Origin of the sequence: Paraburkholderia sp. BR10937, from assembly GCF_040965695.1 — a bacterium.
GTDB lineage: Bacteria > Pseudomonadota > Gammaproteobacteria > Burkholderiales > Burkholderiaceae > Paraburkholderia.
The window spans coordinates 51182-75597 of the sequence record NZ_JBFRCL010000039.1 but is presented as its reverse complement, the minus strand read 5'-3'; the positions used below and the strand labels follow the sequence as shown (position 1 = coordinate 75597).

The 24416-nt window shown below is 62.8% G+C and carries 18 protein-coding genes and 3 pseudogenes; 11 read left to right on the top strand and 10 right to left on the bottom strand.

Annotated elements, in window-relative coordinates:
* Window positions 1-18: 18 nt before the first annotated feature.
* From AB4Y44_RS28135 to bcsB, 3 genes are all read right to left on the bottom strand, one after another.
* Window positions 19-4152, bottom strand: coding sequence for a cellulose synthase subunit BcsC-related outer membrane protein (locus AB4Y44_RS28135; protein ID WP_368701438.1), 4134 nt, complete (start codon window positions 4150-4152; stop codon window positions 19-21).
* Complete coding sequence (gene bcsZ, locus AB4Y44_RS28130; protein WP_368701446.1) at window positions 4134-5342, bottom strand: cellulose synthase complex periplasmic endoglucanase BcsZ; 1209 nt, start codon at window positions 5340-5342, stop codon at window positions 4134-4136. The genes AB4Y44_RS28135 and bcsZ overlap by 19 nt, the downstream gene beginning before the upstream one ends.
* 131 nt (window positions 5343-5473) lie before the next feature.
* Window positions 5474-7891, bottom strand: a complete 2418-nt coding sequence (bcsB, locus tag AB4Y44_RS28125) for a cellulose biosynthesis cyclic di-GMP-binding regulatory protein BcsB (protein ID WP_368701437.1) — start codon at window positions 7889-7891, stop codon at window positions 5474-5476.
* Window positions 7892-8360: 469 nt separating this feature from the next.
* Here bcsB and AB4Y44_RS28120 point away from each other — a divergent pair, with 469 nt between their 5' ends.
* Window positions 8361-9029, top strand: coding sequence for an O-methyltransferase (locus AB4Y44_RS28120; RefSeq protein ID WP_342923027.1), 669 nt, complete (start codon window positions 8361-8363; stop codon window positions 9027-9029).
* 107 nt (window positions 9030-9136) lie between these two features.
* On the opposite strand, the pseudogene AB4Y44_RS28115 reads toward AB4Y44_RS28120, so the two are convergent.
* Window positions 9137-9709 (bottom strand): annotated as a pseudogene (locus AB4Y44_RS28115) (TonB-dependent receptor); the annotation flags it as partial.
* Window positions 9710-10077: 368 nt separating this feature from the next.
* On the opposite strand from AB4Y44_RS28115, the gene AB4Y44_RS28110 reads away from it, so the two are divergent.
* Together AB4Y44_RS28110 and AB4Y44_RS28105 are read left to right on the top strand one after the other, a co-directional pair.
* Window positions 10078-10809 (top strand): PIG-L deacetylase family protein, encoded by a 732-nt coding sequence (locus AB4Y44_RS28110; protein WP_342923025.1) that lies wholly within the window; start codon window positions 10078-10080, stop codon window positions 10807-10809.
* A complete protein-coding gene (locus AB4Y44_RS28105) occupies window positions 10806-11501 on the top strand; it encodes a 4-carboxy-4-hydroxy-2-oxoadipate aldolase/oxaloacetate decarboxylase (RefSeq protein ID WP_368701436.1) in 696 nt (231 codons plus the stop codon). The genes AB4Y44_RS28110 and AB4Y44_RS28105 overlap by 4 nt, the downstream gene beginning before the upstream one ends.
* Window positions 11502-11605: 104 nt before the next feature.
* Here AB4Y44_RS28105 and AB4Y44_RS28100 read toward each other — a convergent pair whose 3' ends face one another.
* Both AB4Y44_RS28100 and AB4Y44_RS28095 read right to left on the bottom strand, forming a co-directional pair.
* Window positions 11606-12733: an alanine--glyoxylate aminotransferase family protein gene (locus tag AB4Y44_RS28100; protein WP_368701435.1), complete on the bottom strand. Its 1128-nt coding sequence runs from the start codon at window positions 12731-12733 to the stop codon at window positions 11606-11608.
* A 224-nt stretch (window positions 12734-12957) separates the two neighbouring features.
* Window positions 12958-14100: pseudogene (locus AB4Y44_RS28095) on the bottom strand (ATP-binding protein); the annotation flags it as partial.
* Window positions 14101-14731: 631 nt separating this feature from the next.
* Here AB4Y44_RS28095 and AB4Y44_RS28090 point away from each other — a divergent pair.
* On the top strand, window positions 14732-15142 hold the full coding sequence (locus AB4Y44_RS28090) for a hypothetical protein (RefSeq protein ID WP_368701434.1): 411 nt from the start codon (window positions 14732-14734) through the stop codon (window positions 15140-15142).
* Between the two features lie 86 nt (window positions 15143-15228).
* Here AB4Y44_RS28090 and AB4Y44_RS28085 read toward each other — a convergent pair whose 3' ends face one another.
* From AB4Y44_RS28085 to AB4Y44_RS28070, 4 genes are all read right to left on the bottom strand, one after another.
* Complete coding sequence (locus AB4Y44_RS28085; RefSeq protein ID WP_368701433.1) at window positions 15229-16668, bottom strand: UvrD-helicase domain-containing protein; 1440 nt, start codon at window positions 16666-16668, stop codon at window positions 15229-15231.
* A complete protein-coding gene (locus tag AB4Y44_RS28080) occupies window positions 16631-18334 on the bottom strand; it encodes an ATP-dependent endonuclease (protein ID WP_368701432.1) in 1704 nt (567 codons plus the stop codon). Before AB4Y44_RS28080 ends, AB4Y44_RS28085 begins: the two co-directional genes overlap by 38 nt.
* A gap of 215 nt (window positions 18335-18549) precedes the next feature.
* The gene (locus tag AB4Y44_RS28075) at window positions 18550-18813 is read right to left on the bottom strand and encodes a helix-turn-helix domain-containing protein (RefSeq protein WP_368701431.1); all 264 of its coding nucleotides are present in this window, start codon (window positions 18811-18813) and stop codon (window positions 18550-18552) included.
* A gap of 106 nt (window positions 18814-18919) precedes the next feature.
* Complete coding sequence (locus AB4Y44_RS28070) at window positions 18920-19372, bottom strand: helix-turn-helix domain-containing protein (protein ID WP_368701430.1); 453 nt, start codon at window positions 19370-19372, stop codon at window positions 18920-18922.
* Between the two features lie 687 nt (window positions 19373-20059).
* Here AB4Y44_RS28070 and AB4Y44_RS28065 point away from each other — a divergent pair.
* From AB4Y44_RS28065 to AB4Y44_RS28035, 7 genes and pseudogenes are all read left to right on the top strand, one after another.
* Window positions 20060-20548, top strand: coding sequence for a hypothetical protein (locus tag AB4Y44_RS28065; RefSeq protein WP_368701429.1), 489 nt, complete (start codon window positions 20060-20062; stop codon window positions 20546-20548).
* Window positions 20532-20939, top strand: a complete 408-nt coding sequence (locus tag AB4Y44_RS28060) for a hypothetical protein (RefSeq protein ID WP_368701428.1) — start codon at window positions 20532-20534, stop codon at window positions 20937-20939. The genes AB4Y44_RS28065 and AB4Y44_RS28060 overlap by 17 nt, the downstream gene beginning before the upstream one ends.
* 382 nt (window positions 20940-21321) lie before the next feature.
* Window positions 21322-21882, top strand: coding sequence for an HAD domain-containing protein (locus AB4Y44_RS28055; protein WP_368701427.1), 561 nt, complete (start codon window positions 21322-21324; stop codon window positions 21880-21882).
* Window positions 21883-22302: 420 nt separating this feature from the next.
* On the top strand, window positions 22303-22719 hold the full coding sequence (locus AB4Y44_RS28050) for a hypothetical protein (protein WP_368701426.1): 417 nt from the start codon (window positions 22303-22305) through the stop codon (window positions 22717-22719).
* An 801-nt stretch (window positions 22720-23520) separates the two neighbouring features.
* The gene (locus AB4Y44_RS28045; RefSeq protein ID WP_368701425.1) at window positions 23521-23781 is read left to right on the top strand and encodes a type II toxin-antitoxin system Phd/YefM family antitoxin; all 261 of its coding nucleotides are present in this window, start codon (window positions 23521-23523) and stop codon (window positions 23779-23781) included.
* Window positions 23778-24044 (top strand): annotated as a pseudogene (locus AB4Y44_RS28040) (Txe/YoeB family addiction module toxin). Before AB4Y44_RS28045 ends, AB4Y44_RS28040 begins: the two are co-directional and overlap by 4 nt.
* Complete coding sequence (locus AB4Y44_RS28035; RefSeq protein WP_368701424.1) at window positions 24044-24394, top strand: SOS response-associated peptidase family protein; 351 nt, start codon at window positions 24044-24046, stop codon at window positions 24392-24394. The pseudogene AB4Y44_RS28040 and the gene AB4Y44_RS28035 overlap by 1 nt, the downstream one beginning before the upstream one ends.
* Window positions 24395-24416 lie beyond the last annotated feature (22 nt).

Below are 24416 nucleotides of genomic sequence, written 5' to 3'. Positions count from 1 at the left end.
GCTCGCTTCGTGGCCATGTCAGTAGGCCGAATAAGGGACGACCGGCCGCGGCGGGAACGGCACCGGCCCCTTCTGCGGCGAGAAGAAGTAGCGCAGGTAAAGCACCCCTACGTTCGGCGCGTAGTCGCGCGAACGGTCGAGCCGGAAGCGGCCGCCCACCACGAAGTGCTCCGTCACGCGATATTCGGCCGCCGCTTCGACCGTATAGCTGAAGCCGCCGCCCGAGCCGCCGCCAAAGAACGGCGAACCGAGGTCGTTGGCGCTCATGAACGCGAGCGCCTGGGCCTGCAGACCTGGCCGCGTCGGGTAGAACGGCGACTCGTTCTCGTTGGTGAACGACATGCCCACCGATCCGTCGATCTCCCAGGAAAGCTTCTTGTAGCGGCCGGTCCAGTCGAGCGGAATGCTGACCGAAAAATAGCTTTGCGGACTGTAGTAGCCGCCGTTACCGAACGTGTAGTTGTGTTCGTTCTTCGAGTACTTCCAGTAGTTGAGCGTGAGGCCGCTCGACACGATCTGGTCGGGCCGCTTGAACACCGACCAGTCGTAGCCGCTGCGAACCTTGAACTCCTGGTTGGTCTCCACGTTGGTGCCGGTCAGCAGCCCGAAGCCGATGCTCGTGAAGATCGTGCCGGGCCCGAAATCCTGCGCGCCGCGCACGGTGAAGCCGTTGCGCACCACGCCGCCCCACTTCTCGCCCGTGACCGGATCGATGCCGCCCGCATAGGAAACGAGGCTGGCGGTCACAGGGCGGCGCGAGACGTCGAGCGAAAGCGACGAACCGCTCGGGAAGTCGTGGCGGTACTGAATGCCGCCCAGCACGCTCGTGATCGGGAAGCCCACCGGCGTGCTGCCGATGTCGGCGCGCCAGCTGTTGTTCGCACCGCTGAACTCGTAGCCCGCCGCGAGCGCGACGCCGGTCGCGGTCTCGTTGACGGATCCGAGCCCGGCGTTGCCGAGCGCGGCGATCTTGCCGTACTTGTAGGCGATGTCGAGGTCGTTGCCGGGCAGCGTGCCCGCGTTCAGATAGACCGTATCGGCGTGGAAGAAGTAGTGGCCCGTATAGCCATCAGGAATGCGAACGTATAGCGGGACTTCGGTGGCGTGCAGCTCGGAAATGCCGGGGTCGCCCGAGAGGTTCGACTGATACCAGCCGGTCGCGACCTGCCCCTGCTTGCGGTCTTCCAGGCCCTGCAGCGCGCGGCCGGCCGACGTCGTGCCGTCGGCGTCGGGCTGCGTGCCTTCGGCCACTTCCTGCGTGCGCGAGGTGCGATAAAGGCTCGCGGCTTCGTTGTAGTTGCCGCGCGCCTGCGCAACGCGCCCCGCCTGGATCGTAATGTCCGGGTTGTCCGGATACTGCTCGCGCAACGGATCGACCACGGCGGACGCCTCGTCGTTGAGTCCGAGCGCGGTGAAGCGCCGTGCCACGGCGAGGCGCGTGTCGATGTCGTTCTCCGCGGTGTCGGCCAGCACTGCGCGCACCATGTCGGCGGCCTCCCGGTCTCGGCCCATGCGCTCCAGCATACGCGCAACGGCGAGACGTGCATCGGCGTCGTCGGGTTGCGTCACGAGCACCTTCTGCGCGGAGGCCATTGCGCCCTTGTAGTCGCCCTTCGCTTCGCGCAGATCGACGTCTTCGAGCAGCCAGCGCTTGGTCGTCTTGAGGCGGTCGGGCACGGCGTCGAGCGTATGGCGGGCGCCCGTCAAGTCGCCCGCCTCGATCCGACGGTCGGTTTCGCGCGCGACGAGGCGCAGCTCCTGGTCGTCGAGGCTGGCCTTCTGTTCGTCGATGAGGCCAGGCTGATCGCGCGTCGCGTCGATCCAGTTCGCCCACGCGTCGTCGCGGTCGGCCGCCGCGAGCAGCTCGCCGTAGCGCACGCGCGCGCCGTTCGCCGCCGGGTCGTCGGGGTGCGTCGCGAGCCAGTCCTGCACCAGCTTCAGGCCCCGGTCCGGCTCGCCGATCGCGATCCACTCGCGCCCGACCGTGGCGAGCATCTGCGGGTCGTTGGCCGCGTTCGCGTCGGCGGCGGCGGAATCGAGCAGCGCGCGCGCCTCGTCTTCCTTGCCCTGCGCGATGAGCTGGCGGGCCTGCGCGATTTTCTTCTGCGCGGCGAGATTGCCCATCAGCTCGCGCATGCCTTCGCTGCGCTGTGCTTCGGGCACGGCGTCGAGTTGCGCGGCGGCCGCATCGACGTCGTCCACGGAATTCAGATAGAGCGCTGTGGCGTAGCGCATGTCGGGCGCCTGCGAGACCTTCAGGCCGTCTTCCATGACCTGGCGCCCCAGTGCGGGCAGGCCCAGATCGCGATATTGGCGCGCGAGCCTGAAGCGCGTCCAGGCGTCGTCGGGCGTGAGGCGCACGGCCTCTTCGAGTTTCGCGATGGCCGGGCTCTTGCGGTTATCGGCGAGCAACTGGTCGGCCTGGATCGACAGCAGTTCGGCATGCAGCTGTTTTTGCTCCGCGCTCGAACCGCTCACGCGTGGCGTCGTGGCGGCGATGAGCGGCTCGATCTCGCTTTCGCGACCTGTTTCGCGCAGCACCGTCACGAGACCGCGCAGCGCGTCCATGTCGGGCTTCGGCGCGTCTACGAGCGGACGCAGCACGGCTTCGGCCTCGGGCCACTTCTTCTGCGCGATGAGCGCGTTGCCGAGGATATCGCTGGCGGTCGTGTTGCCCGGATCGAGCTTGAGCGCCTCGCGCGCGAGCGTTTCGGCCTCTTCCGGTTTGCCCTGCGAATTCGCCTCGCGCGCCTTCGCAATGGTGCCCCAGATGGTGGCCGTCTTTTCGAGGCTGCGCCACTTGCCGGCGTTGTCGGGGTCGAGCTTGAGGGCGCGCGCGAACAGCTCGCGCGCTTCGTCGTGACGGCCTTCGCGGAGCCGCACGAGACCGAGGGCGCCGATCGTTTCGCCGTCGTTGGGGTTCGCGCGCTGCGCATTTTGCAACGAGGTTTCGGCGTCCTTGAGATCGCCGCGATCGAGTTGCGCAAGGCCGCGCGCGCGATCGGCGGCGCCGGGGCCGGGACGGGGGCGTGCACGCGCCTGGGTGGACGCTTTTGCGTTGCCTGCGGCGGCGGCCGGCGGCGCGCTGATGACGGCCGATGGGTTCTGCGCCAGGGCTTGCGCCTGCGCCTGGCCCTTCGCGCCGAGCTTCTTGCCGAGTTCGGCGACGGTCTGCTTCGCGTCGGCGTCGTCGGGCACTTCCTGCAGATAGCGCAGATACCACACGTAATAGGCGGGATCGTCGTGCCCGGCGCTCGCGAGCGCGCGGCGCCACAGCTCGAGCGCGAACGCGCGGTTGCTGTCCTGGCGCTGGTACACGTGATAGATCAGGTTGAGGCCTTCCATGCGCGTATCGGCGCGGTCGGTGAGCAGGTCGCCGAGGATCAGCGCGAGGCGTGGATCGTTCGGATTCTGCTTCACGCGCGTGCGCAATTCGCTGATCGCCTGCGCGCGGCCCGCGCTCGTGCCGGCCAGGATGCGGTAGTAGTCGCCCGCGAGATCGCCCGCGGGTGCGCCGTTCGGAAACAGCTTGAGCAGGCGCGCCGAGGCTTCCTCGCTCTTGCCGGCGGCCGAGAGCAGGCGGATCTGCGCCATCTCCATCTTGCCGCTCGTGGCGACGCGGTAGGCGTCGTCGAGCTCTTTCGTTGCGCTCGCACTGGGCGCGATCTTCTTGAGCTGCGCGAGGATTTTTGCGGCTTCGGCCGGGCGATTCGAACGCAGCTCGATTTCGCCGAGCAACGCGAGTGCCTCGGGCTGCTGCGGGTCGAACAGCAGCGCTTTTTGCACGAGCCCGCGTGCGATATCGGGACGATTCTTGCCTTCCCACATGCGCGCGGCCGAGAGCAGCTGCGCGGCCTGGGCGGCGGGCGTGGCGGCGTTGGCCGCCGGCTGCGGGCCTGTCTGCGCGGAGGCCAGATACGGCGAGGCCGCGAACAGCAGCGCGACGATCGGCGCGAGTTTCGGTGCGAGTTTGGGTACGAGTTTGGGTACGAAATACGGTGCGATGTTCGGCAACAAGCGTTGCCGCGGCATGCGTGAAACCGCCTCGCCTCGCAAGGCGTGCGCAGCCGCGCGCCGCGCCTCACGGCGCGCGCTGCGCACATGGGCGGCGCGGCGGGCAGATGCCAGGGCGTTCAGCGCGGCGTGGGGCATGCGCTCGTCCATGCGGGGGCAACGCGGCCTTGCGCGTCGAAATGGTAGAGCCCGTCGAGGTAGCCGAGCCCGAACAACATCAGCACGCTGCTATAGTAGCCAGGCGGCGACTTCTGCGCGAGCGTGCGGCTGCGCTCGACCTGGGCGTTCGCGAGATCGCTGCGGCCGAGCGCAGCCAGATACGGCGCGACCGCGGCGGAAAACCCGCCGTTGCCCTCGTTGGGCCCCGGTGTGCCCGTGGTCGTGTCGACGCGCTCGGGCGGAAAACCATGCGCGCCGACGAAGTCCGCGAGCGGCTTGAAGGTGGCGAGCGTGCTGGCGCGCAGTGGGTCGTCGCCCGCGAGCATACCGGCCCACAGATACACGCGGATCGCGTTGTAGGCGCTTTCGGCGTGCGTTTGCGCGTCGGGGGCAAAGCCGCCTTTCGCGTGATATTCGACCCAGTCGGGCGAGTAGCCCTTGGGTGCGGTCTCGTTGACGAGTCTCGCCGACGAGGCGAGCAACGCCTTCCATTCGCCCGCCTCCGGCAGCGCGAGCATGAAGCGCCGCATGACCTGGAGCGGCACGTAGCTCGGGTTCAGGCGCCAGCCGTCCTTGCCGATCGTAAAGCCCACGGGTCCCGGCAGCACCGTGCGGCCAAGACCCGGCAGCACGGCGGTTTCCTCGCGCACGATGTTGCGGGCCATCACCGTGCCGAGCGCAGTGTAGCGGCGCTCGTTCCAGAGGCGTCCGGCTTCGAGCAGCGTGTAGGCGATCCAGAGGTCGGCGTCGCTGGCGGGGTTGCTGTCGATCACGCCCCACTGCGGTTCGCCGGCATGCGCGGCGCCCGAGGCTGTGGACGCCGCAACCGGCTTGCCGTCCTCGCCGATGTCGCGCCTCCCCCAGATCCATGCGGGCAGATGCGTGGCGAGGTCGCCCTGGGCGAGATTGTTTTCGGTCCACGTGAGGACCTTGTCGAAGCTCGCGCGGTCGTTCGCGACCAGCGCGAAAAAGAGCGCGTAGGACTGTCCTTCGGAAACGGTCACCTGGCGCGGCGTGCTCGCGTCGATCACGCGGCCATCGGCGCTCAGCAGCGTGCTGCGAAACGCGTTCCACGCGGGCCAGGCGCAGGCCGCGGGGCTGGCGGATTTTGCAGCGCTGGCGCTGGCGTTTGCGGCCGGCGCGGCCGCGTGCGCCGTCGCAGCCGGCATCAGCAGCGCCAATGTTGCGAGCGGCACGAGCGGCGCGCAGGCAAACGCGCCTGCCGCGAGCCAGCGCATGAGCCGGGGCGCAAGCCGTGGCGCCAGAGCGGGCGCGAGCGTAGCCAAACCCGGGCGCATCGTCAGGTCCCGGAGCGGCGGGAGGCCATGCGGCCGAGCGCCCAGAACACGGTGAGCGCAACGATCAGACCGGCCAGAATGCCCGCGAGCGCCATCAGCGCCGGGTAGCGCGAGATAAACACCCAGGCGCGCGCATACCACGGCAGATCGCCGACGAAATAGCGATTGCCCACGCGCAGGCCCTCCACCTGGCCTTCGCGCACGAGCGTGAGATCGCCGTGCATCTGCGAGATCTTGCCGCCGTCCTGGAGCGCGTCGAGCACGTCGCCGAGCTGCGCCGACGAAGTGGCGGCGAGCGCCACCACGCTCCTGCCCGACCTGAGCGGCGACTCGAAGCCGATCAGCGCCGCCATCGGTCCGCCGAGCGTGACGATCGAGCGGCCCGGAGGCGTCGGGTCCTCGTCCTCGGTGCCGCCAAGCCAGCCGGGCCAGCCGCTGCGCTGGTCGCGCGTGGTCACCTCGGTCTTGCCGCGCTCGATGAGAAGCGGCAGGTCATTGCCCCACTTCTCGAGCAGTTGCGCGCCCGAGCCCGAACCGATCACGAGCAGGTTGCTGTCGCGCACGCTATCTACCTGGCTGGCGGGCACGATCGTCAGGCGCAGCGAGGGCAGGCCCGTCCACTGGCCCATGTGGCCGAGCAGCGTGAGCACCGCTTCCTGATCCTTCGTGTCGGGCCGGTCCGGAATCACGAGGGCCGTGTCGGAGAGGTCGGCCATGCGCGTGAACGGATAGCCGCTGTTCGCGAAGTAGGCGAGGTTGGGCAGCGCCGTGTAGTGCGCGAAGCCACTGAAGTCGATAATCGAGTCGGGATCGACGGCCGCGCGCGCGACATCGTTGGCGGTGGAGGTGCACAGCCCCGTCTTCTGCGAATCGATATGAAACTGGAACTGGAACTGGTTGTCGCTGCCCACGCGGAATGCGGGGATCTCCAGGCTGGTGGCGGCGCGCGTGTCCGAGCCTGAAAGCAGCGGCACGTTGATGCGCGCTTCGTCGGAGGCGCGCGTGACGGGCCGCAGCCGTTGCGAGCGCACGAGCTGATCGTTGATGCTCACGTTGAGCACCGAGTCGTTCCACGCGGAAGGCGCCGTGTAGCGATAGCGGATGTCGAGCGGCACGTTGCCCCGCGCCCACGCATAGAGGTCGGCGGGCACGCGCAGATTCACGCGGATCGCGGGCGGGTTGTAGCCCGACACCTGCAGCTGCTGCGGGTCCGTCACCAGCTCGCGGAACAGCACGGGGCGGTCGGTGGGCACCCAGTTCGGCGCGTCGTAGGGCTTGCGCGCCGGGCCGAGATCGATCGACTTCACCATCACGCTGTTGCCGGCCATGCCGGCCTGGCCGAGCGCGACCGCATAGGCGGCGTTCAGCAGTTCCTCGGGCGTGCGCCCCGCGAGCACGAGCAGCTTGCGGCCCGACTGCGGATCGGCGGCCGGGTTCGCCATGACCGAGACCGTGGGGCCCTTGATCTCCGGCAGGTTCAGCCCCTCGGGCACCTGGTCCGGCAGCACGAGCGCGATGGCGTTGGCGTCGGGCGGTACGGTGCGCGAGACCGTGAAGCGCGAGCCGCGATAGCTCGCGAGCGCGCCAAGCCATGACGAAACGACGCCCGCCGCGTGCAGCACGGGCACGCCGGCGTTGGCGGCGAGCACGAACGGCACGCGCACGAGGCGGTTGTCGTGGCGGTCGAAGAACGGCACAGGCAAGAGCCCGAGGTTGTCGGGCAGAACGATGCCCGCCGTGTTGAGCGTGAGCGACGTGTCGGGACTGATATCCGCCCAGAGGCTCGAATGATAGGGATCCTCGCAATGATCGAGCGTGTAGTGCGCGATCATCTGCACGGTGATGCGGTTGTAGTCGGTGAAAAGGCGCGGGTCGAGATCGATCTCGCTCGTCACGAGCTGCCCGGCCGTCTCCTTCACGAGCGGAATCGTCGCGACGACTTCACCGTTCACAAACACCCTGAGATGCGAAAGCGAAAAGATCAGCGAGGGCGAGTAGGTGTAGACGAGCTTGAGCTTCGCGCTGGTCACGACTTCGTCGGTGCGCACGTCTACATTCATGCCGCCGGTGGGATCGAGGCCGCGCAGCGGGATCGGCCCGTACGCACCCATCTGGCGCAACGTGAACGTGCGCGTGCGCGGCTGCCCGAGCGGGTTCGACGTGGCAGGCTCGGGAATGACGGAGCCCGGTGCTGTCTGGATGACAACGGGCCCCGTCACGGCGGCCGAAGCAGCGGCCGCAGCGGAGGCCGTAACTGGCGCTGCGGCGGGAACAGAGGCGGGAACGTCGCTTGCTCCTCCCGCGGCCGCCCTGGTCGTCTGCGTAGCGGCGACAGCCGATTTGTCCACCGCGAAAAGGCTCGCCCCCAGCAGCAATCCGGCGACGAGCGCGCCCAGCCCAACTTGAACGGAGAGTCGCATCGCAACAGCCCTTTGTTTTCTTCGCAGTGGCTGTCTTTATCTTGCAAAGACAGCAGCCATGGATATTGGCGGCGTGGTGCCGCCAGGCGTTATCTCGAAACGGCGTCAATGTGTGGTGGAGTTTAGCGGAGAGCCGTGGATCGCGCCCTATGAATGCACGTGTTTATGCCCGTTGCGTAAAGCGCGCAGATGACGGGCTGGCGCGGCTTCGCGGCCGGTTTGACAGTTGGGCGCACGGGTTGGGCCGGCGGGTCGGAGCGCCTGACAATTCCTGCGCGCGCAACGAAAGGCGGCGGCGTTGCGAGCGCGCAACGCGGGCGTCGGAGATCATGCGCCGAGAGCCAGCCTTCCGGTTCATGTAATTACTAAGGATATCGAATCGAAGAGGCGCGCAACGACCGCGTGCTTGTGCAGTGTCGCGAGCGGGTGAGGTAATCCTGGCGGCTCGATCCAGAAACGGAGCAGGGTGATGAACGAGCAAACGTGGCAGGCAGTGGACGACTGGTTCTGCGACCGGCTGATCCGTCCCGACGATGCGCTCGACGGCGCGCTCGCGGCGAGCGCCAGGGCGGGCCTTCGCGCGATCAACGTGGCGCCGAATCAGGGCAAGTTTCTGCATCTGCTCGCGCGCATCCAGGGCGCGCGGCGCATACTCGAAATCGGCACGCTGGGCGGCTATAGCGCGATCTGGCTCGCTCGCGCGCTGCCCGACGACGGCGCGATGGTGTCGCTCGAATTCAGCCCGGAAAACGCGGCCGTTGCGCGCGCGAACATCGCGCGCTCCGGGCTCGATGCGAAGGTGACGGTCATGACGGGCCTCGCGCTCGAATCGCTCGATGCGCTCATCGCGCAAGGCGTGCCGCCGTTCGACTTCGTGTTCATCGACGCGGACAAGAGCAACAACCCGAACTACCTCGAACGCGTGTTGAAGCTTTCGCGTGCTGGCACGGTGATCGTGGCCGATAACGTGGTGCGCGAAGGGCGCGTGGCCGACCCCGCGCATCACGAGGACGACGTGGTCGGCTTGCGTCGCTACTTCGACATGCTTGGAAACGACAAACGCCTGGAGACTACGGCCGTGCAGACGGTGGGCAGCAAAGGCTGGGACGGGTTTGCGATCACGGTGGTGGGCGGGTAACAAACGTCGAGCGCCCATACACATACCCATGCGCCAAGGACAAAAATGGCCTGGCAGATGAACTGCCAGGCCCTTCGTCCGTCTAGCTACGCGCTGACGATCACCGGTCAGAAGTCCGTCGTCATCGAGAACAGCATGGTACGCGGCGCGCCCATCGTCAGATAACCACCGTTGGTCGACGACCAGTACGCCTTGTTGGCCAGGTTATAAACATTGGCGCGGAACGTAGTCGGACGGCCGAACACGTTCGTCGGATAGCGCGCGCCGATGTCCACCGTGTCCCACGCCTTGATCGACATGGTATTGGCCGCATCGAAGTACTGCGGACCCGTATGCGTCCAGCGCGCCGAAAGCGTGAGGCCCTGCACCCCGGGCACGTCGTATTCGGCGCCCAGGTTGAGCAGGAAGCTCGGCACGCCCACCGGCGTCTTGCCGTCGGTCGAACCCCCTTCGGTGTCGAGCTGCACGGCGTTGATCCAGGTTGCGCCCGCGATCAGACGCACGCCCTTGTACACCTCGCCGAACACCGACGCCTCCACGCCGCGATGGCGCTCGTTGCCGTTGGCCACATAGGCGCCCGCGCTGTTGGTATACGTCTGCGGCTTTTCGAGCTGGAACAGCGCGAGCTGCGCGCCGTACTTGCCGTTGTCGTACTTCGCGCCCACTTCATACTGCTTCGTGATGCCTTGGCGCTGCGCGCAGGCTCCGGGCGAATGGTTATGCTTTGCCGGTCAGACAGGGCTCGCGGATCTGGCCCCATGAGCGGCCCGGGAAAGTATGCGGATTGCGTTGCAAATGAGGATGATTGTTATCTAGTGGGCGCCACGCGGGCGCGCGGCTTCGTCCAGCGTCGTTGCGCGCTCAACCAATGCACCGCGCGACGCTTGCCGCCGCATGGGCAAGACGCGGCATGGTCCGTTTTCGAGGCGCGTTCCATGCGGCGCCGATAAGCAGATTCGATGCCTTTCGGCAGTCCTTTCGTTGGTTCGCGCAGTGCGGCCAAACCTACAATGGGGCTTCGTGATGATCGACGTCTGGTGAACCGGAAATGACTGAAAAATCGATGCTCGTGGTGAGCGCACACAGCGCGGATTTCGTATGGCGCGCGGGCGGTGCAATTGCCCTGCACAAGAAGAACGGCTATCGCGTGAAGGTGGTGTGCCTCTCGTTCGGCGAGCGCGGCGAGTCGGCGAAGCTCTGGCGCAAGGGCCCCGACATGACCATCGAGAAAGTGAAGGCCGCGCGCCGCGAGGAGGCGCTCGCCGCCGCCGGGATTCTTGGCGCGGAATGCGAGTTCTTCGATCTGGGCGATTACCCGCTGCGCGTTTCCGATGAGGCGCTCCTGCGCCTCGTCGACGTCTATCGCGACGTGCAGCCCGCGTTCGTGCTGAGCCATTCGCAGAAAGACCCGTACAACTTCGATCATCCGCTCGCGATGCACGTGGCGCAGGAAGCGCGCATCATCGCCCAGGCCGAAGGCCACAATCCGGGGCAGAAGATCGTCGGCGCGCCGCCGGTCTACGCGTTCGAACCGCACCAGACCGAGCAGTGCGAGTGGATTCCGAACACCTTCCTCGACATCACCGAAGTGTGGGACGTGAAGCGCCGCGCCATCGAATGCATGGCGGGCCAGGAGCACCTTTGGGAGTACTACACGCGTGTCGCGCAACAGCGCGGCGTGCAGGCCAAGCGCAACATCGGCATTACGGCGAAGCGCGACATTCAATACGCGGAAGGCTATATGCGCCTGACGCCCGCGGTGGTGGGAGATCTGTCATGAAACGTGGTGTCGTCGTCACCCAGATTCCGCGCGCCGACGCGCGCCATATCGAAATCCTCAAGGAAGCCGGGACGGCCACCGTGCACGAGGCGCAAAGCCGCCTCGGCCTGCTCGCCACGTATCTGCGGCCGATCTATTCGGGCGCCGCGATTGCGGGCCCGGCCGTGACGGTGCTCATGCCGCCCTCGGACAACTGGATGCTGCACGTGGCCGTGGAGCAGTGTCGCGAAGGCGACGTGGTCGTGGCCGCGCCCACCTCGCCCTGTGAAGATGGCTACTTCGGCGAGCTGCTCGCCACCTCGCTCGCAGCGCGCGGCGTACGCGGCCTGATCATCGACGCCGGTTGCCGCGACGTGCGCGCACTGAAGGCGATGGACTTCCCGGTGTGGTCGAAGGCCGTGTCGGCGCAAGGCACGGTGAAGGAAACGCTCGGTTCGGTGAACGTGCCGGTGGTGTGCGCGCAGCAGATCGTGCATCCGGGCGACGTCATTGTGGCCGACGACGACGGCGTGGTCGTGGTGCCGTTCGCCACGGTCGCGAAGGTCGTGGAAGCGACCCAGGCGCGCCTCGCCAAGGAAGAAAAGACGCGCGCGGTGCTCGCGGGCGGCACGCTCGGCCTCGACTATTACGGCATGCGCGAGCGCCTTGCCGAAAAGGGTCTGCGCTACGTCGACACGCCGGCAGACGCTTGAGTCCGCTTCACACGAGGCGCCAAAACGACAACGAGCGCCGCAAGGGCGCTCGTTTCGTTTCGCGATGTCCTGAGGAAGCGCGTCGCGCCTCGAGGAAACGCGGGTTAGAGAATGCGGTCCAACGCCTTCGCGAACCTCGCGACCGCGCCTTCGATGTCATGCAGTTTTTCGAGGCCGAACAAGCCAATGCGGAAGGTCTTGAAGTCTTCAGGCTCGTCACACTGGAGGGGAACGCCGGCCGCGATCTGCACGCCGGCATCGGCGAACTTCTTGCCGGATCGTATGCCGTCGTCGTCCGAGTAGCTGACCACGACGCCGGGCGCCTCGAAACCTTCGGCGGCCACGCTTCGGAAACCCTTGCTAACCAGCAGCGAACGAATGCGCTTGCCGAGTTCGAGCTGCTCCGCCATCACCTTGTCGAAGCCGTATGCCTCGGTTTCCTTGATCACGTCGCGCAGCGTTGCGAGACTGTCCGTGGGCATGGTGGCGTGATAAGCGAATCCGCCGCTCTCGTACGCTTCCATGATCTGCAGCCACTTGCGCAGATCGCAGGCGAAGCTGGTGCTGGTCGTGGCGTCGATGCGTTCGCGGGCGAGCGGCCCGAGCATGACGAGCGCGCAGCAGGGCGACGCGCTCCACCCCTTTTGCGGTGCGCTGATCAGGACATCGACGCCGCTTTTCTCCATGTCGACCCAGACCGTACCGGAGGCGATGCAGTCGAGTACGAACATGCCGCCTACGGCATGCACGGCGTCGGCTACCGCGCGCAGATAGGCATCGGGCAGCATCATTCCGGATGCGGTTTCGACATGCGGCGCAAAGACGAGATCGGGCTTGTTCTCCTTGATCGCCGCGACGACTTCTTCGACCGGCGGCGGCGCATAGGCGGCCTGCCTGCCTTGTTCGACCGGGCGCGCCTTCAAGACGATCGACTCAGAGGGAATGCTGCCCATGTCGAAAATCTGCGACCAGCGGAAACTGAACCAGCCATTGCGAATCACGAGGCACTTCTTGTTCGTCGCGAACTGCCGGGCAACGGCTTCCATGCCGAAGGTCCCGCTGCCCGGGACGACCACGACCGACTTCGCGTTGTAGACTTTTTTCAGGGAGCTGGAGATATCTCGCATGACGCCCTGAAAGAGCTGCGACATGTGATTGATCGAGCGGTCGGTGTAAACCACTGAATATTCGAGGAGTCCCTCGCGGTCGACATTGGGAAGTAAACCTGGCACGCTCGCCTCCGATAAGGAAATGAATAATCGAATCGACAACCGATTCTAACCAAGGCCGTCTGCAATTGCGGCGACAAGGCGGCTCGCAATGTTGCACGGGTATTAGATCACGCTCATTGCCCGTTCGCGGCAATGTTGGCGAGCCCACTCTTTTTTGCGGAGCAGCAAATATCGACTGGCGCAGGCGCCGCCATCGCGCTCGTGGCGGGTGCAACTGGAGCGTTAGCCGGGAACGCGACACTGACTGCGAGACCGCCGCCGGGGGCTTCGTCGAGTGTAACGCGTGCCTCGTGCACGCGCGCGATCTCCGCGACGATCGCAAGACCCAGCCCGTTGCCCTCTACGTTCTGCGTCGATTCGCAACGGTAGAAGCGCTCGAACACGACTTCGCGCTCGTGCCGGGCGATGCCCGGCCCGTTGTCGGTGACCTCGAGCACGGCACAGGTATGGCGCCGCGCCACTCGCACCGTGATGACCGCGCCGTCTCCCGAATAACGGATCGCATTGTCGATCAGGTTGCCGATCAGTTCCTTCAACAGGTCCCCGTGACCCACCAGTTCGATCGCGTCCTGCTGCTCGAAACCGAGATCGATGCCGCGTGATCGCGCCACCGGCGACCAGTCGAGTGTCACGCTGCGCGCGATCTTGTGCAGCAGCACCGGTGCCCGCTTCGTCGCCTGATCGCAGCCGGCATCGAGCCGCGAGAGCGAAAGCAATTGCTGCACCGCCCGCACCGCCTGGCGTACCGCCCGGTTCAGACGCCGCAGATGCAGGCCGGTGCTGGCGTCGAGGTTGCCGCGCTGAGCTAGTTCCGTTTCCGCCTGAATCACCGCCAACGGGGTCTTCAGCTGATGCGCGGCATCGGCAAAAAACCGCCGCCGCGATTCCTGCATGCGCCGCGAGCGCGAGATGTACTGATTGATCGCCTCGACAAGCGGCATGACCTCGCGTGGCAGGCCCGCAGCCGCCAGTGGCGCGCTGTCGTCCTCGCTGCGCGTCGCGACCTTTGCCGACAGGCGGTTGAGCGGACGCAGACCTCGCCCGACGCCGAGCCAGACGATGCCAAGTGCGAGCACGACCAGCAGCCCCTCCTGAAGCAGAGAACCGATCAGGATCTGCTGCGCCAGCGCCTGACGTGGTTCGATGGTTTCGCCAACCATGATCTGGACCATGCGCGTCTGCGCGGCGGGCACGTCGTGAATGGGCAAACGCAGCAACGCCATGCGCAAGGGCACGCCCCGATAGATCGTGTCGTAGAAGCGGATAGCGAAAGGGTCGAGACGGCGCACCGCCGGCTGCGGCAAGTCTGCGTAGCCGGTTACAGGCCGCGCGTCGTGACCCTCCTCTTCGCGAATCAGGTAGTTAAGCAACCAAAACCAAGTGTCAAACAGCTAACGTGGCTGGGTTGGGGTTTGACATATTTTTCAAGCTTGGGCAAGCCGGCACCGCCGGCGCGTCAGCTGTTCGAGTGTGTGCAACTCTGGAACCGGCCGTAGGTCGGCTGTCCACGCCCTTGTGGTGTGGGCAGCAGAGTTGTGCACACGGGGAAGTGGCACGGCCTAGGTGAACCACCAAGGGGGAGGGGTCCGGGGAGGGGGCGCTCGAGGGCAGATGTATGTTTAAAGCTGCCGGCTACACAGAGGATGACTCCTCCTCTCCCGGCAGCAGATTCCTGCCTTGATGCCAGTGAACTCGCAGACTTGCTCGGTCTTTCCTTGCGCACAATTGTTTTGCGAGCAAAACACCGGCCCTGGCCGCTTCCACTGCGCGCCGAGCTGTATGACCATCAGCTTTTGCGTTGGCGGTTGGACCGGGTCGAGGCGTGGTTGTGCTGCAAATCATGACGAAGCTGCAGAAGTCTGCCCGACCGCGCACTGTCGATATCGTTGCTGCGAAGCAACAGCGCCAGTTGCCTCTTTTTCGCAAATCAGGAATATAGGGTCTGCATTCTGGCGCAACCGAATGCGATACCGACACGCACGCTACAGCGGAGGCTTGATGTTCTCGCTCGGAGTATTGAAGACGCTCAAAGAAAACACGGCAATAGCTATGCTGCCGCTGCTCGCAATCGCAATTTTCTCAGACGTGCCGTTTCAGGGCTCCCCGGAGGCTAGCGCGGCGACAAACTTGGTTGTTCACGCGGTTCTGGCCATTGCCGCAGCGATAATTGCGCCAGTCCTGTTCGACAATGCGCTATTTATTCTTGACCGCTATTTGCCCGAGGATGCAATTTTCGGATTCGCCGCGTTCCTGCTCACGATTTTCTGCCTTTGTGGCGTCACGTTGCTCAATAGCAAATTTCCGCATTTCTCGCTCAATCCAGCATGGTATTTGTCGGCAGGCTGTTACGCGTTCTTCCTGCGCGAGCGCAACGCACTCTTTGCCTCGATAAGGCGGGGCGCCCGCTAAACCAGTAGTGCTTCCGCAGAGTCGTTACCGGGGACGCTTAGCCGCCAAATCTGAAGGGCCCCCGCATTGATTGCCTGCTCGCAACGCTAGGCTTGGAAGTTTACCGTTGGCGACAGGACCCGAACCGACCTTGTGCCACGCGTCAACGCAACATACCAATGATGTCGGTTCTGGCAGGCGTCAGGCGTGATGACCACATGGTCGAATTCGAGGCCCTTCATCAGTAACGTGCTACCAACGGCGCGATTTCGCAGGATACGGCCTCTTTCGCGACGTGCGTTCGCAACTTGGAATGCGGCGTCGTCGAGTTGCAAAGCGGGATTCTCTGCGCATAGTCGTAATGCCGACTTGATGCAGTAGACCAGCTCAGGCCGCACGGCAGTTACACCGGGCTCCTTCTCAACGCATCGGAATGCGTCCAAGACATTGGCGAGCGCATCGTCGACGGCTATGGCTCTCAATGCGAGCTCCGCTGGAGTAGCCGGTGTTCTCAAGCGCTCCGGATTTGCGAGCAGTGAAGCGACGCGTTTTCTCTTGCCGGAAACATCGGCTCCGACGTATGCCGTTCCCATGAGGTCGAGCACCCCGCCAACTCGGTCTGCGCCGGTTCGAGTCCTAAGGCTTTGGTAGAAATTCCGCTCGGTTTTTCCTCCGATAGGTTCTACGGTGGTAGCCCATATGGCCTTGGCGAGGTCCGCTCGTTGAACATCATCGACACTCGAATGGAGAACCGCGAGCGTTTCTCCTTCATCGAGCTTAACTGAGCAAAGTTCCGCGAGACGCTGAGCGCCGACTTTTGGTGCGCAGGCCCGCCATTCGAGACAGGGCGGCGCACCGCGGAAATCAAAAATGCCGGCCTGAAAATTCGCGCGCTGGGCGATGAGCCAAGAACCCAGGGCTGGGTCGCCGGCTTGCATCCACCTTTGAGGCGTTTGCAAGATACCTGCCGCGGGAAACGAAGCAAGCGTGTCCTTATGCCAATCGGCTAGCATCCCTGGACGAAAGCCGAAGATTGCTTGCAAAGGGTCACCGAAAACATAGCAAGGTAGGTGAACCGAAAGAGCGCGTATGAGCCGATGGTGCTCGACAGTAGAGTCTTGGTATTCGTCAACGAGAACACCGTCATATGATGCTCTGAGTATGCTTTGTACTGCGCCGCTCTCGACCAACGACGCGGCGGCGAGCACAACTGCGTCCCAATCCCGCGATATCGCGGACCATCCAGGAGCAAGACCTGAGCCTTGGGGGAATGCACGCGCCCACCGATGAGCCCATGCCGAGAGCGTATCGACTTGAGCCTTGTCGTTGGGCACTTGCAGCTTGGCCAAGCGACGGCGAATCGCGTCAACTCCAGCGACCGTATGCGTGAGGATGAGCCATCTACCCGGCGCCTCTCGTGCGACCAAGGCAATCTGCTCGGTCTTGCCAGTGCCCGCCGGCGCTTCGATAGCGCCGACACGTGAACGGAGCATCTGCTCGACGACTAATTCAAGCATCGCCACAGAGCCACCCGAAGATTTGTCCAAGATGCGCGTCGAGACTGCCGCCGCCTATTAGACCTTGCGGAGCCAGAACGTCGGTACCTATTCTGAAGCAGAGGTCGAAATCCCTCTTAATCCACTTGGACTTGTGCGCAAGATTGCCAATCGTGCGGAGCGTCTCGGGGTTCTGTAGATGCGGGTAGACCTGTTCGAGTGTCTCAAAACTTATCTTCGTCCTACCGGATAGTTCACCAAGCACCTGCGCGAGGCCCACTTCCTGCGCTATCAGCTCCAGTAACTTCGGGCACAAATCGGGCGTTCCCAGAAAGAGCTCTTCCTCTGTACAGCGCGCATCGCCCCATTCGAAGTGGCGGACGTCGCGGGCATGAAGCTGCGCAACGAACGCCGGAGGGATAGGCGCATCGCTGTCGGTTAAGAGTGCCGTTCGATAGCCGAGGGACGCAAAGTGAATAGCGACAGCAGGAGCTGAAGCACCACCACCGTCTATCACAGTTGCGCCGACTTTCTGGAAGTGTGTCTGCGTCCCTTCCGCGTAACCCTTGAGAAGCGCAACTTCCGTCTGCCCCTCGCACACGAGCACGGTCCTTGTGAGCAACGCCTCCCCGAGGTCACGCACGTATCGCTTTGCTTCCAGAGGTGCGGTCGCAGTTGCCGCGGACGGCTTGACCTCGACCTTTCCTGTTGCGTCGCGTCGGCAGACGAAGACCTCGCCGAACCTGACCTCGCGTAGCACGCTTGTTGAGTGCGTCGTCAGAAACAGCTGGCCGCTCGCTTCGACTCGCTTGCGTAGGTGGCTCACCAACAGCGAGATTCGATGAGGCTCGAGGCCGTATTCAATCTCGTCCACTAGCAGGAACTGACGGTGTGCTGACTCGGCGCTCTGCAAGGCCGCAACTGCCAGGCGCGCGGACCCTGTTCCCATACAGCGGAAGGGCACGTTGCCGTCATGCAAAGCAACGCCGCTCGCATTCATGGAGAAGCTCGTGTGGTCAAGGTTTGCCGTCAGCTTGTCACGGACAGGAACGCCCAGGCCTTTGATATCAGGCGAGACCGCATCGATGATGTCACTGAATGTCGCCGCGCTTTTGACGGCAAAAGTATCTCGGGCGGAGCGTAAGAGTTCGTTCAGTTGAGCTGGCAACCGCTCCGGGTGGGCGCCGACGCGCTGCAACGCAGAGCCGCGACCCCAAGATAGATGCCTGTCAGCATAGGCTCCGAGGCGCGCTGGTGCCATCTCCTTGCGTTCGGCGAAGCGAACACGCCTGGATTTGTCGTCTGGGGTGCTACCAAGATAGATTGACCAGATGGGCTCGAACGTCTCATCTACCGTGAGCTCGAGAGCCAGTGCCGGGCCAATTCCTTTGTTCTCGGCTGGCTCCGAATGCCAGTCGAGTGTGGTTGGGTTCCAACCGGACAAATAGAGACCGTAGCGGTCCTCGCGCAAATAATCGGTCGGCAACCCTGCAATGCACGCCCAGATTCTGATGGCGTTCGCTGGATTGCCGTCATAAAAATCAAGGTCGTCGAAGGTGACGTTCTGCCGTTCTGCCAGCAGCAGGTCAATAGCGTCGAGTATGGTCGTCTTACAGCTGTCGCCAGGGCCGATTAGGGCGTTTACGCCCCGGTGGGGGACCAGAGTGAGTTCACGGATGCCCCGGAAGTTGACAACCCACAGCGCTGCAATGTGCACGGCGTTCCTCTGATATGAGGCGCCGCTCAATCGGGTGTTCGGGCCTCAGCCAATCATCTTTCTGCGGCACTTCTCAGAAATCAGCAGAAGCCGGCACCGGCTTCGTCTTCCTTTGCCTTCTGCGGCGAAAAAGTCATCATCGAGCAAGTAAGCGGCGAGGGCCCCACGTTTCCCACCGCAAGAACCTTTCGAAGTGCTTTGTTCCGGGCGGAAAGTCAAAGGAGCGCACTAGGTTTTACGCCTAGCGCCTTCGCGAAGCGCTCCAGCGTCTTCAGGAACATTTTACCTTGCCCGCCCTTTTCGAACACCGATACGGCGTTGGGATACATCCCTGCACGCGTGGCTAGCTCTCTTTGCGTAAACCCGCGCTTCTCTCGAAGAGCAACCACGTTTGCGACCACTTGCGCCGTCGAAATGCCTTCTCTCACGTGGCCGAGGTGAAGCTCATCCCCCTTGCCGTCACTTGGCGCGCAAAGCATCGTCCGTGGCTACTTCCGCCTGGCGCTCAACTTTTTTGACCAAGAACTTCTTCGTTGGCGATATGCCGTGGTCGTGCATTGGCTCGCGAACTCGAACCCGTCCGACTCAGAGTAGGTCCGTCGGCTTGATGCCAAATGCCGCCGCAAGCTTTTCGAGTGTCGCCAAACGAATGGCAACTGCTGAACCGCTCGCGGCCTCGATACGCGATACATGGTTCCGGTCCATTCCTATGCGGTCGCCAAACTCCTTCTGACTTATCTGTTCCACAGTGCGGCGGTCGCGCACATGCTGCCCTACCAATTTGCTGGAAACCGGGGCGCCGGGTGGGCTGTGCGCAAGGTTTTCCTCCACAGGTGTGTCAAGAAGGACCCGGACATCCACGTCCAAGGCGCGAGCCAGAGCATCAGCGCGCTCTATCGTCATTCGCGAAGACGTCCGCTCGTATCGACTGATGGCTGTCCTATCTGAGCCTAAGCGATTGCCTAGCTCCTCCTGAGAACAGCCGAGCGACTCCCGGTAGCGCTTCAAATTTTTGATGAATCGCTCTTGCAGCGACATCTGCGTTATCTAAAGAGAAAAACTAAATTCTCCCGTAGACAACGTAGATGTCTACGGCACTAGCATTGTCTACATTTGAGTTGTCGTCGTTTACATATACAACGCAAGCGTCTACACTTGCGGTTATCTCAACGCTGCCGGTGGCGCCAGCCTCTGCCTCATCCGGCGTTCACCCTAAGAAGTGATTGGAAAGCTGATATGGAAGCACTCCAACTGCGATACGTCCCCGCGACCGTGCGAGCTGTTATGTTGCGCGCTGGGGCACCGGCAACAATGGAAGTAGCTGGTCGTTCGTATGAGCTCAGCCCGGAGGAAATGCCAGGGGAGGTGGAGTGGCGCTTAGAACTGCTTCGATGGCTAGGTCGAAAGGTCTTTTTCTACCTTGCATCCGTGGCACCGGACGACCGCATACAAAAGCTGCTTCGGGTCGAGCACGACCTCATACGCCGCACTTGGCTCCACGCGATAGAAGCTCATGCCGTGGCGGAAGGCGCCCTCGATTCCATCAGTAACCTCACGGACCACGAAGTCGCCGCTCTTGTACGCGGAAGTGTTTATTTCGATGCTCTAACGAAGCGTGAGGGCGAGCGTTTAGTCAGGCGCTTTGAAAGGATGGTTGCGCGGCACTGCAAGCCGCGCGAGTCGGCTTCCCCACCCGAAGCTAACTAAAGCAATATCGGGGAGGGTATGAGTACTTCCGTGTTTGAACAAGGCACTCTGCTACTTGGGGTGCCTGCAGCAGCTGCACTCTTCGGATGGCTAATCGGCCGCTTGATTCGCGGCGGCCGCCCACGTATCGAAGTCGAACATCCGCGCATTGCGATGAGCGCTGCATACCTTCGAGATGCACACAACAACCGGGTCTCCAACCTCACGCGATATCGCTGCGCTTTCGAAGCCTTGTACTTTTGTCTGTGCGAAGTCGCTGATGCACGTGGTGTTGAAATGGAGGGAAGGGCACATCCGAACGACGAAATCTTGCGTGTTGGGCTTACGGCGCTCGGTGCGTCTTCGGAGGACTCTGGCAACGCCGAAAAGCTTGCGAAGTGGGCCGCTGATACTACGCCGGCGCTTCCGGATATCTCACTCCGTGACGCGTGTCGCCTTGCTGTGCGCATGTACGACGACACCGTAAAGCTGTTGCGTTCCAGAGGCTTCGATGCACGTAAAAGATGACTGCCCGGGCCTGAAAATTACGATTCACGAGGGCATTCGGACCGGAAAATCCTCGCTGCTGTGCGAACTTGAGGGTGGTGTTGTGCTCCAGAATGGCGCTCCCCTCACTGCTTGGGAGGAGGCTATGCGAGTGCTGGAACTGTGTGACGACAAGTACTGTACGCCCTGTCCCACACAGCAAAACCTCACCGTTTTTGCTTGGCGAAAAGACAAAGGCAACTTGGCACCATTGTTCAATGTGGATATCGAGCTGCGAAGTGGCACGGCAAAAGCAGTCTCGCGGGAGTTCAGCGGCCAAATCTCAGAGTGTGACGCGGTATTCGAAGCCGATGAGGATGCCGTTGCCATCATCCGCAAAGTGCTGTCGGCAATGTTGCGTGTAGAAAGATGAAGTCATTGACGTGTGTGAGACGGAAGCAGCGTGAACTAATGTCACTGGCTGAGCTGGCGCAAATGCCTTTCGTATCACCACTCTATGGGCGCAAGTGGCGGCCACGTAAGCACATCTTGCGACCAGTCAAGGTGGTGCGTGCGCATAGCTGCTCGTCACGAGAGGAAGCTTGTGCGAGCGACGGAAACGGACGTCGAATTGAGCGCATAAGGCTACGCAGGCTGTTCCGCGGTCAGTTGCGAAAACATACGCCAGACCCGCGCGAAGTACTGCATTGTGAGAGGTACGTGCTGCGCGCAAAAGCCGAAGTCTACTGCCGCAAGCGACGACGGATTTTACTCAGGGGCATGCGCAGACTGGCTCGCGAAGCAGAGGAATATGGATGGTACGAATGCTAACAGGCTTGCCGGGCGAGGCATACCTTATTCCGCCCCCGCGCAGTTGCGGCGGCCTAGTGCTCTATCTCGACTATGACGGCGTTTTGCACCCAGATGCTGTTTGTGTAGACCCCAAGCGTGGGCCAATTCTCGTTAATCGTCCGGGCCATCTCCTATTTGAAAATGTCGGAATACTAATTCAATTGCTCAGCCCGTATCCGGCTGTCAAAGTCGTCCTTTCTACCAGTTGGGTAAGGCGGTACAGAGGCAGCATTCGGCGCGTGTCTCGCGGGCTAACGCCTGCACTTCAGACGCGAGTGATTGGCGGTACGTTCCATAGTCGCATGGACCCCGGGACCTATGCAGCCGCGCCGCGTGGATGGCAAATATGGTCGGACGTTACGCGTAGACGTCCGGCAAGATGGCTTGCGCTTGACGATGATGACGAGTCGTGGCCGGCGTGGTGCCGCGACCAACTTGTGCACACCGACTCGGAACTTGGTATCAGCGCGCCGCGTGTCCGCGACGAGCTACAAGCAAAGCTGGCAGCAATGGTGCGCGAATGAGGAAGATGCACTATAGGACTCGTGTCGATGTCGCACGAGACAGCAGGCGGCTGCGCCGAAGTTTTGTGCGCAAAAATATTCTTTTGGCTGCGGACGAGTTTTGCCGGCGCAAAGGCATTTCACGCACGGAACTCGCGCGACAAGAGCGTTGCCGAGCTGTATTTGCCATCGTAGTCGAAGGTAGCCGACGCTACCCGGCGTTTCTTGCCGAACATTTTCTCAATCGACGTCGGCTTACCAAGCTGCTCCGACGCCTGCCTCCAGTCTTGCCAGCCGAATTGATTTTCGACTTGCTCATAGCACGGAGAGGGTCACTGGGCGACAAATCACCGCTGCAAGCATTACGCCGAGGAGCGCGCTATCGCATTGCGCTGGGTCTCGCTGACAGCCTAACTGACGAGTACCGACGAGGTCGCAATCATGGCACACGACGACGAACGTTTACTTGAAATATCCCTGTACGACGGCGAGTTCCTCGGAATAATGTCACCCTTCGCGAAGATATGCTCCATTGAGGGCGGTGTCACCCCTTGCGGAAGGCCGCCATTCTCTCCGTTGGAAGAGGCGTGGATACTGCTAGAGATGTGTGCCGAGAGGTATACGACGCCGCCCCCGCGCAGCGACTGCTTAACCGTGTTCATTCGTCGCCAAAACCGCGGCGATACCGAGGTCGAGCCGCTGATTCGCCTGGACGTATATGCGCACAATGGCGAAGCGACAGCGACCATTGTGAGCCGGACCCCAGCCTGGGATACCGAACGCGTTCGGTATCAACCCGATGACAGCGCGGTGACCATTGTGCTCAATGTCTTGCGAGCCAACGTGAGTGGCGTGTAGTGCTAGCTAGTAGGCGTCCCGATGCCCGACGACAAACTTCATCCGCAGCCTCCGCCTGAAATAACGGTGTTGGTCCGTGTCGGTTCACACCTTGCACACGACATCGCGGCGTCGATGCCCCTTGTATGCGCCCTAGCGCAACTAGTCTATCTTGCGACGTGAAATGCCTGCTTGCAGCACCACCCCGACGAACTCGGACAACGAGTCGCTTTTTGCGAAGCGCGGCTTCCGCCGCCAATCTGACAGTGGCACTCTCCGAGATGCCGTCGCATCTCGGAGAGTGCCGTGCGCATCGTCGAAACTTCGTTCTCAGCGTTGCCACTTGATGGGACCAATGCGCTGTAGCTCCTGCACTAGCCGGCGCCGGAGGAGGCCCAACAACTTCTGCGCGTCTTCTACGGTTGCATAGTCTTTCTTCAGTCGCCAATAGCCCTCGGCTGCGATGGCCTCAGTTTCGGAGATTGCATAGCGGCCGCACTGCACCTCCAGGGCGAGTGTGCGCACAAGCTCCGACGGGTGCCCATTCCATAGTCTCCGTAGCTCGTCGTCGAGCGGAGTCACAAAAGGGGGGAAGCCCGTATCGGGCGCGCTCAGTGCGCAGTCTGCGTTCACGCTGCCAAGGCAAATCTGGCGCGGGAGGGTCAACGTACGGAGCCACCATGCTGTTGCGGTCACGCTTCGTGTGGTCCAACCGGTAAACGCACATGTCGTACGCATACCAGTCCCCACGCGCCTCTTCGTCTGTTAGCACATGGTAGAGTTGTACCTGTATCGGTACAGGTCAATCGCGAAGGAGGACATATGCGTACCATCCCTTTCACCGACGCTCGCGCCAATCTAAAGCGCGTCATCGACCAGGTTGTTGAGGACGTGGACGTGACCCTCATTACCCGCCGCGACGCACCGAATGCGGTTGTCATGTCCCAAGAGCACTACGATAGCTTGATGGAGACGGTCCATCTTCTGCGTTCCCCGGCAAACGTAGCCCATCTTGAGCGCTCCATTGCGCAGGCGCGCGCGGGTAAAGTACAGCCCCGCGCGCTGGTTGACGACACCGAATGAGCGGCGCTTTGAACGTTATGTGGACTGCCGAAGCTTGGGACGATTATGTCTACTGGCAGGGGCAAGACAAATAGACGTTAAGGCGCATCAATCAACTCATTGGGGACGTGCAGCGCTCGCCCTTCGAAGGTATCGGTAAGCCTGAACCGTTGAAGGAAAACCTGACTGGTTTTTGGTCGCGCCGCATTGATGAAACGAATCGGTTGGTCTACGAAGTAGCAAACACGCAAATCAATATCGTTTCGTGCCGCTACCGCTACTGATGGTCAACACCAAGGAAGATGCGTTGGCGCATCGGATGGCGTCAAGCGAGACCTTCGGCATCGCAGGTCTTTGGCGGGAGTGGGATGAAGGTGAGGAGGGCAAATCACTTTCGCGCACTATGTTGACAGTGGCCTCGAGCGAGCACACCCTCATGCGCCGATTTCACAAACCTGGGGACGAGAAGCGCTCTGTGGTCGTTGTCCGGCCGTCGGACTACGACGGCTGGCTCGCCAGTCGTTCAATGGACGAAGCACGGTCATTTCTGGACTTGTTTCCAGCGGAGTTGATGCGCGCAGAGCCCTGTCCTGCGCCCAGCGTTGGTCAAATAACCGTGGCAGGTCGGACATAAAAAAGCACGACCAAGACGGCCG

What these genes read in the sequence shown, in the direction of transcription:
- AB4Y44_RS28135 (WP_368701438.1), bottom strand. Translation starts at nt 4,152, where the DNA reads ATGCCCCACGCCGCGCTGAACGCCCTGGCATCTGCCCGCCGCGCCGCC.
- bcsZ (WP_368701446.1), bottom strand. Translation starts at nt 5,342, where the DNA reads ATGCCGGCTGCGACGGCGCACGCGGCCGCGCCGGCCGCAAACGCCAGC.
- bcsB (WP_368701437.1), bottom strand. Translation starts at nt 7,891, where the DNA reads ATGCGACTCTCCGTTCAAGTTGGGCTGGGCGCGCTCGTCGCCGGATTG.
- AB4Y44_RS28120 (WP_342923027.1), top strand. Translation starts at nt 8,361, where the DNA reads ATGAACGAGCAAACGTGGCAGGCAGTGGACGACTGGTTCTGCGACCGG.
- AB4Y44_RS28110 (WP_342923025.1), top strand. Translation starts at nt 10,078, where the DNA reads ATGACTGAAAAATCGATGCTCGTGGTGAGCGCACACAGCGCGGATTTC.
- AB4Y44_RS28105 (WP_368701436.1), top strand. Translation starts at nt 10,806, where the DNA reads ATGAAACGTGGTGTCGTCGTCACCCAGATTCCGCGCGCCGACGCGCGC.
- AB4Y44_RS28090 (WP_368701434.1), top strand. Translation starts at nt 14,732, where the DNA reads ATGTTCTCGCTCGGAGTATTGAAGACGCTCAAAGAAAACACGGCAATA.
- AB4Y44_RS28075 (WP_368701431.1), bottom strand. Translation starts at nt 18,813, where the DNA reads ATGCTTTGCGCGCCAAGTGACGGCAAGGGGGATGAGCTTCACCTCGGC.
- AB4Y44_RS28070 (WP_368701430.1), bottom strand. Translation starts at nt 19,372, where the DNA reads ATGTCGCTGCAAGAGCGATTCATCAAAAATTTGAAGCGCTACCGGGAG.
- AB4Y44_RS28065 (WP_368701429.1), top strand. Translation starts at nt 20,060, where the DNA reads ATGAGTACTTCCGTGTTTGAACAAGGCACTCTGCTACTTGGGGTGCCT.
- AB4Y44_RS28060 (WP_368701428.1), top strand. Translation starts at nt 20,532, where the DNA reads ATGCACGTAAAAGATGACTGCCCGGGCCTGAAAATTACGATTCACGAG.
- AB4Y44_RS28055 (WP_368701427.1), top strand. Translation starts at nt 21,322, where the DNA reads ATGGTACGAATGCTAACAGGCTTGCCGGGCGAGGCATACCTTATTCCG.
- AB4Y44_RS28050 (WP_368701426.1), top strand. Translation starts at nt 22,303, where the DNA reads ATGGCACACGACGACGAACGTTTACTTGAAATATCCCTGTACGACGGC.
- AB4Y44_RS28045 (WP_368701425.1), top strand. Translation starts at nt 23,521, where the DNA reads ATGCGTACCATCCCTTTCACCGACGCTCGCGCCAATCTAAAGCGCGTC.
- AB4Y44_RS28035 (WP_368701424.1), top strand. Translation starts at nt 24,044, where the DNA reads ATGGTCAACACCAAGGAAGATGCGTTGGCGCATCGGATGGCGTCAAGC.